General features: G+C 30.3%; 12 protein-coding genes and 1 tRNA gene. 6 read left to right on the plus strand and 7 right to left on the minus strand.

What is annotated here, in order from left to right:
• Complete coding sequence (locus V2W16_RS06480) at nt 1–252, minus strand: putative signal transducing protein (RefSeq protein ID WP_329383304.1); 252 nt, start codon at nt 250–252, stop codon at nt 1–3.
• Nucleotides 253–470: 218 nt separating this feature from the next.
• On the opposite strand from V2W16_RS06480, the gene V2W16_RS06485 reads away from it, so the two are divergent.
• Nucleotides 471–1,436, plus strand: coding sequence for an NAD(P)H-dependent glycerol-3-phosphate dehydrogenase (locus tag V2W16_RS06485; protein ID WP_329383306.1), 966 nt, complete (start codon nt 471–473; stop codon nt 1,434–1,436).
• 36 nt (nt 1,437–1,472) lie between these two features.
• Here V2W16_RS06485 and V2W16_RS06490 read toward each other — a convergent pair whose 3' ends face one another.
• Nucleotides 1,473–3,389, minus strand: a complete 1,917-nt coding sequence (locus V2W16_RS06490; protein WP_329383308.1) for an aconitate hydratase — start codon at nt 3,387–3,389, stop codon at nt 1,473–1,475.
• 340 nt (nt 3,390–3,729) lie between these two features.
• Between V2W16_RS06490 and V2W16_RS06495 the strand changes: the two genes are divergently transcribed.
• The 5 genes from V2W16_RS06495 (at nt 3,730) to V2W16_RS06515 (ending at nt 7,338) form a co-directional block, all read left to right on the plus strand.
• On the plus strand, nt 3,730–3,945 hold the full coding sequence (locus tag V2W16_RS06495; protein WP_138268155.1) for a helix-turn-helix domain-containing protein: 216 nt from the start codon (nt 3,730–3,732) through the stop codon (nt 3,943–3,945).
• 105 nt (nt 3,946–4,050) lie between these two features.
• Entirely contained in the window at nt 4,051–5,835 is a 1,785-nt protein-coding gene (locus V2W16_RS06500; RefSeq protein WP_329383312.1) for a TIGR03960 family B12-binding radical SAM protein, read from the plus strand.
• On the plus strand, nt 5,825–6,490 hold the full coding sequence (locus V2W16_RS06505) for a TIGR03936 family radical SAM-associated protein (protein ID WP_329383315.1): 666 nt from the start codon (nt 5,825–5,827) through the stop codon (nt 6,488–6,490). Before V2W16_RS06500 ends, V2W16_RS06505 begins: the two co-directional genes overlap by 11 nt.
• A 71-nt stretch (nt 6,491–6,561) precedes the next feature.
• Complete coding sequence (efp, locus tag V2W16_RS06510; protein WP_138268158.1) at nt 6,562–7,122, plus strand: elongation factor P; 561 nt, start codon at nt 6,562–6,564, stop codon at nt 7,120–7,122.
• 123 nt (nt 7,123–7,245) lie between these two features.
• Nucleotides 7,246–7,338, plus strand: a tRNA-Ser gene (locus V2W16_RS06515).
• Between the two features lie 66 nt (nt 7,339–7,404).
• Here V2W16_RS06515 and V2W16_RS06520 read toward each other — a convergent pair.
• The 5 genes from V2W16_RS06520 to hisS all read right to left on the minus strand — a co-directional run bounded on the left by V2W16_RS06520 (nt 7,405) and on the right by hisS (nt 14,726).
• Complete coding sequence (locus V2W16_RS06520; RefSeq protein WP_329383318.1) at nt 7,405–9,612, minus strand: leucine-rich repeat protein; 2,208 nt, start codon at nt 9,610–9,612, stop codon at nt 7,405–7,407.
• Between the two features lie 156 nt (nt 9,613–9,768).
• The gene (locus V2W16_RS06525; protein WP_329383321.1) at nt 9,769–11,247 is read right to left on the minus strand and encodes a leucine-rich repeat protein; all 1,479 of its coding nucleotides are present in this window, start codon (nt 11,245–11,247) and stop codon (nt 9,769–9,771) included.
• 197 nt (nt 11,248–11,444) lie between these two features.
• Nucleotides 11,445–11,663 carry a DUF896 domain-containing protein gene (locus V2W16_RS06530; protein WP_329383323.1) on the minus strand — a complete coding sequence of 73 codons (219 nt, stop codon included), beginning with the start codon at nt 11,661–11,663 and terminating at the stop codon, nt 11,445–11,447.
• Entirely contained in the window at nt 11,663–13,450 is a 1,788-nt protein-coding gene (gene aspS / locus V2W16_RS06535; RefSeq protein WP_329383326.1) for an aspartate--tRNA ligase, read from the minus strand. Before aspS ends, V2W16_RS06530 begins: the two co-directional genes overlap by 1 nt.
• 1 nt (nt 13,451) lies before the next feature.
• Nucleotides 13,452–14,726, minus strand: coding sequence for a histidine--tRNA ligase (hisS, locus tag V2W16_RS06540; protein WP_329383329.1), 1,275 nt, complete (start codon nt 14,724–14,726; stop codon nt 13,452–13,454).
• Nucleotides 14,727–14,885 lie beyond the last annotated feature (159 nt).

Raw genomic sequence — 14,885 nt, forward strand, 5'->3', positions numbered from 1 at the left:
TTAATCATCTTTACTCTCTTCAAATTCACTGTTTATTATTTCTTTTGCAAGCTCATAATCTTCTTTATTTACATATATATTAACAGGCATTGCACTTTTTCCAATTATAACCTTTGCTCCACCAATATCTGTGTCATATTTTAACTTTACTTTTATATTGCAAGAATCAAGAAGCCCTTCTACAACACAGGCTTCAACATCGTTATTTACTTCCATTAAAAACTTCATATCATAATTTTCTTTTATTTTCATACTAAATACCTCGGTTTTATTATAACCTATTGTAAAATTTTTACAAATATATTTTATAATAACACAATTCAATAGTTTAAAAATATTTTTAACAATAAATAATAAATTTTTTATAAATACCTGTATTTTGAATACAATTTTAAATGTATTTTAATATTGAATAATAAATATTTAAAATGTAAAATAATTATATCAAAATAAATTTAAAGAGGTAAATTATGAAGGTATCTGTACTTGGATGTGGTAGATGGGGAACTTTTTTAGGTTGGTATAGTGATAAAATAGGTCACGATGTAACAATATGGGGAAGAGAAAATTCCAATAATTTAAAAGAATTAATAAATACAAGAAAAAATAAATATTTATATTTAAGTGAAAATACAAAGCTAACAACCAATTTAAAAGAAGCTGTTGAAAATAATGAGATAATTATAATTTCAATTTCCTCACAACAACTAAGAAATCTATTAAAGAATATAAAAGAATTTGATTATAAAGATAAAATTTTTATTCTTTGTATGAAAGGCATCGAAATAGCTACAGGTTATAGACTTACACAAGTTGTCGAAGAAGTTCTTGGCGAAAATGCAAATGTTGCAGTATGGGTTGGACCTGGACATGTCCAAAGCTTTATAAAAAGAATTCCTAATTGTATGGTTATAGACAGTAAAAGCGAAGAAATTACAAACAAAATCGTAAAAGAATTTTCAAGCGACCTAATAAGACTTTATATAGGAGACGATTTAATCGGCGATGAAATAGGAGCTGCAGCAAAAAATGTAATTGGTATTGCAGCGGGAATGCTTGATGCTGTGGGATACGCTTCACTAAAAGGTGCATTAATGGCAAGAGGGGCAAGAGAAGTTTCAAGACTGATAAAGGCTATGGGAGGACGAGAAATAACTGCTTATGGACTTTGTCACCTGGGAGACTATGAAGCAACACTGTTCAGCGAATTTTCTAACAACAGAAAATACGGTGAAAACTTTGTTAGAGGAACTAATGATGAAAATTATCTTGCCGAAGGTGTTACAACAGCTGAGGCTTTAGTGAAACTAAGTAAAGAGTACGGCATAGATATGCCTATAACATCAGGAGTAAATGCAGTACTAAAGGGCGAAATAAACCCTCATAAAATGCTTAAAGATATGTTCCTTAGAAGCGTAAAAAAAGAATTTTATTAAAAAAGAAAGACCGTAAAATTACGGTCTTTTTTATATTTATTTTGTTTTTAGATAATTGATAAGTCCACCGTTTTTAAGTAGAATTCTTTCTCTTTCTGATACAGTAAGTCTTAATTTATATTCTTTATTTTTAGTTTCATTCTTAATTACAACTTCATCTGTATCAAGTTGTTTTAATACATCTTTTGCACTTAAAATATCGTCAATATCTATAGTATCATAATCAGCTTCATCTATAAATGTTAGAGGAACAATACCATTGTTAATTAAGTTGTTTTTATGGATTCTTGCAAATGATTTTGCTATAACAACTTTTACACCAAGGTATAAAGGAGCTAAAGCCGCATGTTCCCTACTTGAACCTTGTCCGTAGTTATCTCCCGCAACGATAATTGAACCTTTTTCTTCTGCTTTTGCTTTTGTAGCAAAGTTTTCATCAACAGGTCTTAAGCAGAATTCACTTAAATATTCAATATTTGATCTAAATGGAAGAAGTTTAGCATTTGAAGGCATAATATCATCAGTTGTAATATTATCACCAAGTTTTGTTACTGCTTTTAATTCAAAATCATTATATATAACACTTGCTTTAGGGAAAGGTTTAATATTTGGACCTTTTACACTGACTTTGTTTTTATCAGGTTTTGGCATAATAAACATATTATCGTTGATAATATATTCACTTGGTTCTTCAACAACAAAGTCAATTTTTCCGTAAGGATCGGCAATTTCACCTTTTATTGCAGAATAAGCAGCAACTTCTGGAGATACAAGATATACATTTGCATCTACAGTACCACTTCTACCTTTAAAGTTTCTGTTAAATGTTCTTAGAGATACCCCGCCAGAGTTAGGGCTTTGTCCCATGCCGATACAAGGACCACAACCACATTCAAGTATTCTTGCACCTGCATTTATTAAATCAGAAAGTCCGCCGTCTCTTGAAAGCATATCAAGAACTTGTCTTGAACCAGGAGCTATTGTAAGAGATACGTTATCTGCAATTGTTTTTCCTTTAAGTATTTTAGCTGCTGTCATTAAATCTTCATAAGAAGAGTTTGTACAACTTCCGATTGATACTTGAGTTATTTTTGTTCCTTCAAGCTCTTTTACGCTTTTTACATTATCAGGTGAATGAGGACAAGCAGCAAGAGGTTTTAGTTCGCTTAAATTAATTTCAAGATTTTCATCGTATTCACAGCCTTCATCAGAACATAAAGGTTTATAATCTTCTTCTCTGTGTTGTGCTTTAAAGAATTTAAGAGTTACTTCGTCTGAAGGGAAAATTGATGTTGTAGCACCAAGTTCCGCACCCATGTTTGTAATAGAGCCTCTTTGTGATACTGTTAGAGATTTAACTCCTTCACCATAGTATTCTATAACTTTCCCAACTCCACCTTTTACAGAAAGTCTTCTTAAAACTTCAAGAATTACGTCTTTTGCGCTAACGCCTTTATCAAGTTTTCCTGTAAGTTTTACCCCTACAACTTTAGGCATTGTTAGATAATATTCACTTCCTGCCATAGCTGCTGCAATATCAAGTCCACCAGCACCAATAGCAATCATACCTACACCACCACAAGTAGGAGTATGAGAGTCTGAACCAAGAAGTGTTTCACCTGGCATAGAAAATCTTTCAAGGTTAAGTCTATGACATATTCCATTTCCGGGACGAGAATAAATAACCCCGATTTTATCTGTTACTGTTTGAATATATATATGGTCATCCATATTTTCAGGACCTGTTTGAAGCATATTATGGTCAATATAAGCAACAGAACGTTTTGTCTTTACTTTATCATCACTTATAGCTTCATATTGTAAATAAGCCATTGTTCCAGTTGAGTCTTGAGTAAGTGTATTATCTATTCTTATTGAAATACCTTCTCCGGCTACCATGTTTCCACTTACAAGATGACTTTCAAGTATTTTATATGTAAGAGTCTTTTTCATAAATTTATCTCCTTAAAATTTCATTTAATCTATATTATCAAAAAAATTTGGAATTTTCAATAAATAATAGAAATATATAAACATGAAAACGTATATTTATGCAAAAATAATAAAATAATAATTATATATAATAGGGATTTTTTAAATAATAATTTAATTTTATATAAAATATCATATGTATAAAAATTAATATATTTACTTGTTCATATAAAACTTAAAACCTAATCAAATATATTATTTGTAAATAAGTTTCTTAAAGATATCTTAATTTAAAGCTACTTATATTTTAAATAAGATTTGTTTAAAATATAATGAATAATTAAAAAAAAGGAAGTTTGTCATGATTAGGCTAAATTTAAAGTATTTACTACAAAAAGAAAACAAAACAAGATATTGGTTAATGAAGCAGTTAAACAGTAACTATACAACTGTAAACAAACTCGTTGAAAACGAGACTACAAAAATTACTTTCGATATGCTTGAAAGATTGTTAAAAGTATTTGACTGCAAAATTGAAGATTTGTTAATCGATGATGAAGAAAACAAAAACGAATAAAAAACTCCTTATGGAGTTTTTTTATTTACTGTAAGATATCAACATCTTTTAAAAATCGTTTAAACATGCTATAATAAACCATCAAAACATATATGAGGAAAGAATATGAAAGATTTAAAAAATTATTTATTTGAAAATATTTTACCTTACGTAGAAAAACCATCAAGATATATCGGAGATGAATTTAACAGCGAAAAGCCAAAGGAAAATCCTGCGGTTAGATTTGCTTTTTGTTTCCCTGATATATATGAAATAGGAATGTCACATCTTGGAATGAAAATACTTTATGAAGTATTAAATAATATGGATGATGTAATGTGTGAAAGAGTATTTGCTCCCAACATGGACATGGTTAACCTTATGAGAGAACACAACTTCCCATTATATACTTTGGAAAGTTTCTCAAAAGTATCAGACTGTGATTTTGTAGGTTTTACAATACAATTTGAAATGTGCCTTACAACAGTTCTGTTAATGCTTGATCTTGCAGGAATTCCATTTCTTGCAAAAGACAGAACCGAAGATGATCCTCTTGTTGTTTGCGGAGGTCCTTGCACATGTAATCCAGAACCATTTGCAGACTTTTTTGATTTGATGATGCTTGGAGAAGGAGAAGAAGTATTACCTCACTTAATGGAATTATATAAGAATTCTTCTTCAAAAAAAGATTTCCTTATAAAATCCAGTGAAGTTACGGGAGTATATATTCCAAACCTTGAAGAAATCAAACAAGAAAAAGTAGAAAAATCTATTATTGAAAGTATGAACAACGTATACACAATAAAAAAACCGATTGTTCCATACACTCCGGCAGTACATGACAGAATAACACTTGAAGTAATGCGTGGATGTTTCAGAGGATGTAGATTTTGCCAAGCAGGAATGATATACCGTCCCGTAAGACAGAAATCTCTAGAAAACTTACAAAAGGAAGCAAAAGCTTTAATAGAAAATACAGGGTATGAAGAAATGTCTCTTTCAAGCCTTAGTACAACAGACCATTTTCATTGTATGGATTTAATAAAACATCTTGTTTCAACTTATAAAGATAAGAAAGTAAATATTTCTCTTCCATCTCTTAGAATGGATCAATTCTCTCTTGAATTATCTGAAGAACTTGGAAATCAAAAAAAAGGTTCTCTTACTTTTGCCCCTGAAGCAGGAAGCCAAAGAATGAGAAACATAATAAATAAAAACTTAACCGAAGAAGAAATCTTATCAACAATAAAACAAGTATTTGAAACAGGATACTCAAAAATAAAACTTTATTTTATGATAGGCCTACCATACGAAACAGATGAAGATATAAAAGGTATTGCAGACCTTGCACAAAAAATAATTGATGTATATTACAGCATAGATAAAAAGAAAAGAGCAAAACCATTTAAACTTACTGTAAGCACATCGTGTTTTGTTCCAAAACCTTTTACGGCATTTCAGTGGTTCCCTCAAAACACAATGGAAGAATTTCACAGAAAACAACAATATCTAAAATCTGTAATGCCAAAGCAGGTAACATATAATTACCATGACAGCAAACTTTCAATGCTTGAAGCAGTGCTTGCAAAGGGAGACAGGAGCTTGTCACAGGCGATAATAAACGCATATAATAACGGATGTGTATTTGACTCATGGTTTGATCATTTCAACTATGAAGGCTGGATAAAAGCCTTAAAAGATATGGGAATAGATGCACAGGAATATGCATCAAGAAAGCTTAGTTATGAAGATGAACTTCCTTGGGATAAATTCGATTATCATGTAGATAAAGAATTCTTAATAAGGGAAAATGAAAAAGCAAAAAAAGAAACCACAACCCCGCCTTGTCATAAACAATGTTCGGCTTGTGGAATAAGCAAAGCATATGGGAGGTGTAAATTTGAAGTATAGACTTAAATATATAAAAGTAGATAATCTCGTATTTATATCTCATCTTGATATACTAAATGTAGTACAAAGAGCATTTAGAAGAGCAGGAATGGATCTTGAACATTCAAAAGGTTTTAACCCTCATCCAAAAGTACACTTTGCCCCACCGCTGCCTTTATTTACATCTTCTAAGGGAGAATATATGGATGTTGAAACTAAAGAAGATTATGAAACTAATGAACTAATGGAAAGATTAAACAATGCTCTTCCTGATAATCTTCAAATAATAAAGGCAGAAAAACTTGAAGAAGGTTCAAAAACACTCGGGAAAGTTCTTGACAGTGCCATATATCAAATAAAAATATATATAAGTGAAGCAAATAATAATCTTGATGATAAAATAAATGACTTTATAAAAAATTCCAGTGAATTAAATATAACAAAAATAAATAAAAAAGGAAGAGAAGTAACAAGAGACATAAAACCAAATATATTTGATTTTACATGTGAACAAGAAAATAATGTATTAATTATAAACACTACTCTTTCTTTAAGAATAAATGAAATTTTATCACCAAATGATTTATTAAAACTTTTAAGAGAAAACTTTGAAGAAATTGAAAAAGCAAACAAAGTAAAGTTGGAAAAAAAAGATACAATACTATTTCCAAACTAAAATATGTATGCTATAATAAATTGAATATGTGAAAAATAATAGGTTACAAAATATATGGAGGTATATAATTTATGATTTCAGCAGGCGATTTTAGAAATGGTGTAACATTTGAAATGGACGGAGACGTATTTACAATTGTCCAATTTCAACATGTAAAACCAGGAAAAGGAAGCGCTTTCGTAAGAGCAAAAATAAAAAACATTAAAACAGGTTCAACTGTAGAAAAAACATTCTCACCAAACGAAAAATATCCAAAAGCAGAAATTACAACAAAAGAAATGCAATATTTATACAACGATGGTGAATTATACTATTTCATGGATGGTGAAACTTTTGACCAAATTCCACTTAACTACGACCAAGTAGCAGATGCTATTATCTACTTAAAAGAAAATGATAATGCTACAATCAGATTCCATGCGGGAGAAGCTTTCAGCGTGGCACCTCCATTATTTGTTGAATTAGAAATAACTCAAACAGAACCTGGTTTTAAAGGTGATACAGCTCAAGGTGCAACAAAACCTGCAACTGTAGAAACAGGCGCTCAAGTTAACGTTCCTTTATTCGTTGAAGAAGGAGATATCATCAGAATCGATACAAGAACTGGTGAATACATGGAAAGAGTTAAATAGTAAAAATATTAGACCGCAATATGCGGTCTTTTTTAATTAAAGAAATTACCATTTAAAGATAATAAAAAACAATTTACTTGATTTTATAGACCTTTTTAGATATTATTAATAAGTAAATAATTAGGAGTGGTATCGAAGTGGTCATAACGGGATTGATTGGAAATCAATTGTACTCTTATCGGGGTACCGTGGGTTCGAATCCCACCCACTCCGCCATAATTTATAAGCCTTAGGGCTTTTTTTATTTATCATAAAAACATAAGAAAAGACTGTTAAGAATTCTTAACAGTCTTTTTTATTTTTATAAATATATAAACTTCCTATTGCCATTAAAGATATTATAAGCAAAGTAACATAAACTATAACATTATTCTCATCTGATGTATTAACTAAAGAAGCTGTTGTCTTATCGTTTCTATCACCGTTTGAGATAATATAATCAGGGTCTTCGTATCCACAAACACTGCATTTTCCGTTTACATAATTATGAGCTTCAAATACAGCAGTAATTATAACATCACTATTTGGCATTGTAAATGTAGTTTCTACTGCATTTATATTAGAAAAAACAATATCGTTTCCGCTCGTTATGCTCCATGAAGTAAAATGTCCATTCTTATTATTATTATTTGCTTTTATGCTTACTATTTCACCTTCTCCAAAATTACCGCTTCCACTTCCATTTTCAACGGTTAATTTATATATTCCTTTGATTATATCTTTATAATTGTTCCAGTCATTTGAACTTTTATATTCTTCAACCAAAGCAGAAGGAACATAAATAACAGAAAGACTATTACAATTATAAAAAATATCATCTCCAATAGATACAGGAGTTTCACTCAATAAATAAACCTTTTTAAGCAAAGTACAATTTTCAAATGCATATCTTTCTATTGATGTAACATTCTTTGGAATTGTTATTTCACTTAAAGAACTACATCCATCAAAAGTATATTTACTAATTGATGTCACTCCATCCGGTATGTTTATCTTTGTTAATGAAGAGCAGTCTTCAAAAGCGTACTCTCCTATTGATGTTACATTATTTGGAATTGTTATTTCCTTTATGGAACTGCATCCTTCAAAGGAAGAACTTCCTATTTTCGTTACTTTATCCGGAATTATTACTTCACTTAATGAACTGCATTCTCTAAATAGATAACTGCTGACTGATGTTACTCCACCTGGTATATTTACCTTTGTTAATAAAGTACAGCCTGAAAATACAGAACTTCCTAATGTTGTTACAGTATCTGGAATGGTTATTTCACTTAAAGCTCTACATCCTTTAAAGGCAGACCCATTAATTGATGTAATTCCATCTGACATAGTTACCTTGCTTAATGAATAACAATCTTCAAAGGCAGAACTTCCTATTGTTGTCACACTGCTTGGAATTACTATTTCACTTAATGATTTACACCCATCAAATGTATAATTATTAATTGATGTCACTCCATCCGGTATGTTTATATTTGTTAATGAATAGCAATTTTTAAATGCAAATGTACCTATTGATGTTACACTATCTGGTATATTTATTTCTTCTAGTGCTTCGCATGATTGAAATGCATAATCGCCTATTTTCGTTACATTACCTAAAATGTTTACTTTACTTAAGGCTTTACACTCAAAAAATGCATAATTACTAATAGAGGTTACCCCTTTAGGTATTGTTATTTCATTTAATAAGATACACCCCTGAAATGCACTTTCCTCAATAGACGTTACATTTTCAGGTATTGTTATTTCACTTAAAGCTCTACACCCGAAAAATGATAAAGTACCTATTGATGTCACGCTATCCGGTATAGTTATTTCACTTAATGAGTAACATTTGTAAAATGTATTTTCGTTTATCCTACTTACTCCGTTAGGTATATTTATTTTAGTTAATGAAGAGCAGTTTGCAAATGCATTTGTCTCAATCAAAGTTACACTATCTGGTATGGTTATTTCAGTTAATGCCTCACATAACTGAAAAGTACTATTTTTGATTGATGTTAAATTATTAGATAATGTTACGTTTTGAAGGGCATAGCAATATTTAAACACCCATCCTCCCATTGAAGTTACACTGTCTGGAATTACTATTTCCTTTAACGCTTCACAACTTTCAAAAGCAGAGTCTCCAATAGATGTAAGAGTGTTTGGAAGTTCTATATTTGTTAATGAGGAACAAGCATAAAAACCTTGACTATCGATTGCGGTAATCGCATACTCTGTTCCATTCCCATCTCTTATTTCTCCCGTTAAATCAAGAGTTGTAAAACTTCCTTTTTGATTTGCTCCTATGGTTAAACTATTTCCGTCAGCCGTTACATTATTTATTACTAATTGAGTATTTTCACTATTTGTTAATGTTTGGTTTTGTGCATTATACGTCCAGTCGCCTGATGCAGCAAAGCTTTCCTTTGGAATAAAAAGGAATATAAAGGCAAAACATATAGCAAGCATACATAAACATTTGAGTAATTTCTTCTTCATGGCTTTCTCCTTTAATTTTAACGTTATAATTATTTTATCATATTTACTAATCATTTGTACACTACCCATTTTTTATTAAAAATGGGTATATTTTTTTTAATTTAGTTAAATATATTTAAAAATATAAACATAAAAAAAGACCGTTAAGAAATCTTCTTAACAGCCTTTTTTATTTTTATAAATACATAAACTTCCTATAGATATTATAGATATAATTAACGCAATAACATAATAAACAACATTATTTTCATCTGATGTATTCACGGAAGATAATGCAGTTTGAGTTTTATTATTCGTTTCATTATTTATACTGCTATCATTTTTATTTTGATCTTTTGGCGGAATATAGTTTTCATCTTCATATCCACATATACTGCATTTACCATCTTCATAATCGTGTATTTCAAAGTTAGCTGTAATAGTAACGTCATTATTCGGCATTGTAAATGTCGTTTCTTTTGCATTTTCATCAGCTAAAACAACACCTTCTCCACTTACTATAGTCCATGAAATAAAATGTTCATTTTCATTATTCTCTTTTTTTGCTTTTATAGTTACTATTTTTCCAGGCAAATAATACCCACTTCCACTTCCATTTTCAACAGTTAATTTATAAATTCCAGCTTTAATTAAATGTGCATAGTCACTCCACTTATCCTCCTTTTTGTAAGTATCAACACTTAAAGAAGGAACATAAATATCAGAAAGACTGCTGCAGCTATAAAAAACATTATCTCCAAGCTTTGCAGGATCTTCGCTCATTAAATAAACTCTTTCTAAAAAAGAACAATTATAAAATGCATCTAAACCAATTGATTTCACTGACTTTGGTATAATTATTTCTTCTAATTTTGTACAAAAAGCAAAAGAATTTTCGCCAATAGAAGTTACACTTTCTGGAATATTTATTTCTGTTAATGAATAACAGCAGTCAAAAGCCAAATTTCCTATTGATGTTACGCCTTCTGGTAAAGTTATTTTTGCTAAATTTTCACATTTATTAAATGTACCTTCTTCTATTGATGTTATACCTTCAGGTATTGTTATTTCAGTTAATCCTATACAATTATAAAACGCACCTTCACCAATTGATGTTATACTTTCCGGTATGATTATTTCTGATAAATTTTCGCAATTATAAAATACATATTCACCAATTGACGTTACTTTATTTGGTATAGTTATTTGTGATAATTTACTACAATTAAAGAATGCTAAATTCCCGATTGATGTTATATTATCAGGTATAGTTATTTTATTAAGCCCCGTACAAGAATGAAAAACTCCTTCACCAATTGATGTTATACTACTAGGGATACTTACTTCTGTTAGCCTGATACAATTATAAAACGCCCAATCGCTAATTGATACAATCCTATATTCTTCTCCCGAAACATCCTTTATTTCTCCTGTTAAATCAATAGTAGTAAAACTTCCATTTTCATTATTCCCAATTGTAAACTCGTTGCCATTTGCCGTTACATTGTTTATTACTATACCTTCTTCATTTGTTAAAGTTGCAGCCTGTTCATCATAAATCCAGTCTCCTAAAGCAGCAAAACTTTCCCTTGGAATAAATACAAAAGCAAAACATAAGACAAACATAAATAAATATTTGAGAATTTTCTTTTTCATGGCTTTCTCCTTAAATTTTAACGTTATAATTATTTTATCATGTTTAGTACTTATTTGTATATTACCCATTTTTTGCCAAAAATGGGTAATAATAACTATATAACTTTTCTTAATTTAATTATTATTTCTTCATTTATTAAATAAGTTTACAAACAAAACTTATTTCTACAAAAAAAGAGCTTATAATAAGCTCTTTTTTATTGTTTTTTTCTTCTGTTAAATTCTTTTAAAGGAATAGTACTTCCGTCTTCTCTTTCAACAACAATATTATCAACGGTATTTTTGAAATTTCTTCTAATATTACCAAGATAAATTTTATATAGTTCTTGTTGTTCTTTTAATTCTTCATCTGTAAGTCCAACAGTTTTCTTCTTTTTTGCAAGTTCGTTTATTCTATCAATTTGTTTTTTATCCATTATTCTTCCTCATCAACAACTTCAATGCCTAGTTCTTCAAGTTGTTCTTCACTTACGATACTTGGAGCATCTGACATTAAACAAGAGTGGTTTTGAGTTTTAGGGAATGCAATAACGTCTCTTATGTTTTCTGTTCCAACTAAAAGCATGATCATTCTATCTAAACCAAATGCTAAACCACCATGTGGAGGTGTTCCGTATTTTAAAGCTTTTAACAAGAAACCGAATTTATTTTCAGCTTCTTCATCAGAGAAACCAAGAACATTGAATACTCTTTGTTGTACATCACCTGAATGGATTCTGATACTTCCTCCACCCATTTCAACTCCATTTACTACAAGGTCATAAGCTTTTGCTCTTACACTTGCAGGATCACTTTCAAGTTTATCAAGATCTTCATCCATTGGAGCAGTGAAAGGATGATGCATTGCTTTAAATCTCTTTTCATTTTCATCATATTCAAACATTGGGAAGTTTGTAACCCATAAGAAATTAAAACCTTCATCCATTTTAATATCTGCTTTTTTAGCAATATGAAGTCTTAAGTTTCCTAAAGAATCATAAACAACCTTATTTTTATCTGCAACAATAAATACGATATCTCCGTTTTCTGCTTTAGCTCTTTCTAAAATACCATTTGTTTCTTCTTCACTTAAGAATTTTGTAATTTGAGATTTAATTGAACCGTCTTCATTTACAGCAATCCAAGCAAGACCTTTTGCACCATATGTTTTAACATAATCAACTAATGCGTCAATATCTCTTCTAGAGAAGAAACTTGCAAGACCTTTTGCGTTTATTGCTCTTACGCTTCCGCCGTTTTTGATTGGCCCTGCAAATACATTAAATTTACAATCTTTTAAAATATCACTTAAATCAAAAAGTTCCATTCCAAATCTTGTATCAGGTTTATCAGAACCAAATCTGTCCATTGCTTCTTGATATTCCATTCTCATAATAGGAGTTTCAATATCATAATCAATGATTTCTTTGAAAATCTTTTTAACAAGTCTTTCATTTACGTCAATAACATCATCAACATCAACAAAACTCATTTCAAGGTCAATTTGAGTAAATTCAGGTTGTCTGTCTTGTCTTAAGTCTTCATCCCTGAAACATTTTACTATTTGATAATATCTATCCATTCCGGCAATCATTAAAATTTGTTTAAATAATTGTGGTGATTGTGGAAGTCCAAAGAATTTTCCTTTTCTTACTCTACTTGGAACAAGGAAGTCTCTGGCACCTTCAGGTGTAGGTTTTCCAAGGAATGGAGTTTCAATTTCTAAAAATCCTTCACTATCTAAGAAGTTTCTTACAATAGAACATGTTTTTGCTCTTGTAATAAGATTATTTTTAATGCCTTCTTTTCTAAGGTCTAAGAATCTATATTCAAGTCTTGTTGCTTCATTTGCATTATCTGTTTCATCGATATAAATAGGTGGTGTATTTGCTGTATCAAGAACTTCCATTGTATCAAGTTTAAGTTCAAGTTCACCTGTTTCAATATTTGGGTTGAAGTTTTCTTCATCTCTTAAAACAACTTCACCTGTTACTTTAAGTACATATTCATTTCTAATATGTTCTGCTTTTTCAAATACTTCTTTATTAAGTTCACTATTTGCAACTAATTGCATAATACCGCTTCTGTCTCTTAAATGAATGAAAATAACCCCGCCAAGGTCTCTTCTTCTTTGTACCCAACCTGCAAGGGTAACTGTTTTTCCTAAATCTTCTTTTGTTATTTCTGCACACATGCATGTTCTATAACTTGTTTTTCTCTTCATCTTACTCTCCTAATTTTTCTTTTATATATTCAAATAAATTTTCTATATTAACTTCTTCTTGTTCTTTAGAGCGCATATCTCTTAGAGTATAAACTCCTTTTTGAAGTTCATCTTCACCTAAAATTGCAGTATATTTTGTATTAACTTTATTTGCATATTTCATTTGAGCCTTTAAGCTTCTATCCATAACATCGATACTTGCTTTAATACCGCTATCTGTAAGTTTCTTAAATGTCTTAAAAGCAACTTTTGAAGCTTCTTTTCCAACAGGAGCCAAATATACATCAATCTCATCATCTTCTAAGTCATTTAAAAGTCCTTGTTCTTCCATAATAAGCATTAATCTTTCAAGTCCAAGCCCAAACCCAACTCCAGGAGTATCAGGACCGCCTATCATCTTAACAAGACCGTTATATCTTCCTCCGCCACATACTGTTCCTTGTGAGCCTAAGTCAGTAGAAACAAACTCAAAAGCCGTTTGTGTATAATAATCAAGTCCTCTTACTATTTTAGGATCTACAACAAACTCAATTTCAGCATTTGTAAGATAATCTTTTACACTTTCAAAATGTTCATTACATTCTTCACATAAATAATCAACCATTAAAGGTGCATCTTTAAGAAGTGTTTTACAATGTTCGTTTTTACAGTCTAAAATTCTCATTGGATTTTTATTAAGTCTATCTCTACAGTCTTCGCAAAGTTCATTTTCAAATGGTTTTACATATTCTTTTAACTTTTCATAATATGCGCTTCTGCATTTTGGACAGCCTACACTGTTTATTCTAAGTTGTAAGCCTTTTATTCCAAGTTTTTTAAATAAAGTTCTTACAAGCATTATTACTTCTGCATCCATACTTGCAGAATATGAACCTATTGCTTCAATACCAAATTGATGGAATTGTCTTTGTCTTCCTTTTTGTGGTCTTTCACTTCTAAAACATGATGTAATATAATATAGTTTAGTAGGTGTAATTCCACTTGACATACCATGTTCAATATAAGCTCTTATTACTGAGCTTGTTCCTTCCGGCTTAAGAGCAAATACATCTTTACCTCTGTGATTTAGAGTGTACATCTCTTTACTTACAATATCTGTACTTTCTCCTACCCCTCTGTCAAAAAGTGCATAATGTTCAAAATCAGGCACTCTGATTTGCTTATAGTTAAATGTTTTGCATATTTCTTTTATTTTACCTTCAACCATTTCCCAAGCTTTTACTTCATCAGGTAAAAGGTCTCTTGTTCCTTTAGGTGCAAATATTTTACTTCCCATTTTATTTCCCTTTCTATATAAAATAAGCCCCTGACATAAAAACTATGTCAGGGACGAGAATTCATTTCCCGCGGTGCCACCCCAATTGGTATAATACCCGCTTTTTATTAAATTGTTAAGCGTATGTGTAAGTTGTTTTTCAAAGTAACAGAGCATAAA

The sequence above is a fragment of the Anaerofustis butyriciformans genome (assembly GCF_036289385.1).
Classification (GTDB): domain Bacteria; phylum Bacillota; class Clostridia; order Eubacteriales; family Anaerofustaceae; genus Anaerofustis; species Anaerofustis butyriciformans.

Coding starts and splice junctions, on each gene's coding strand:
- V2W16_RS06520 (WP_329383318.1), bottom strand. CDS start 9,612: ATGAAGAAGAAATTACTCAAATGTTTATGTATGCTTGCTATATGTTTT.
- V2W16_RS06525 (WP_329383321.1), bottom strand. CDS start 11,247: ATGAAAAAGAAAATTCTCAAATATTTATTTATGTTTGTCTTATGTTTT.
- V2W16_RS06490 (WP_329383308.1), bottom strand. CDS start 3,389: ATGAAAAAGACTCTTACATATAAAATACTTGAAAGTCATCTTGTAAGT.
- V2W16_RS06495 (WP_138268155.1), top strand. CDS start 3,730: ATGATTAGGCTAAATTTAAAGTATTTACTACAAAAAGAAAACAAAACA.
- V2W16_RS06500 (WP_329383312.1), top strand. CDS start 4,051: ATGAAAGATTTAAAAAATTATTTATTTGAAAATATTTTACCTTACGTA.
- hisS (WP_329383329.1), bottom strand. CDS start 14,726: ATGGGAAGTAAAATATTTGCACCTAAAGGAACAAGAGACCTTTTACCT.
- efp (WP_138268158.1), top strand. CDS start 6,562: ATGATTTCAGCAGGCGATTTTAGAAATGGTGTAACATTTGAAATGGAC.
- V2W16_RS06480 (WP_329383304.1), bottom strand. CDS start 252: ATGAAAATAAAAGAAAATTATGATATGAAGTTTTTAATGGAAGTAAAT.
- V2W16_RS06530 (WP_329383323.1), bottom strand. CDS start 11,663: ATGGATAAAAAACAAATTGATAGAATAAACGAACTTGCAAAAAAGAAG.
- aspS (WP_329383326.1), bottom strand. CDS start 13,450: ATGAAGAGAAAAACAAGTTATAGAACATGCATGTGTGCAGAAATAACA.
- V2W16_RS06485 (WP_329383306.1), top strand. CDS start 471: ATGAAGGTATCTGTACTTGGATGTGGTAGATGGGGAACTTTTTTAGGT.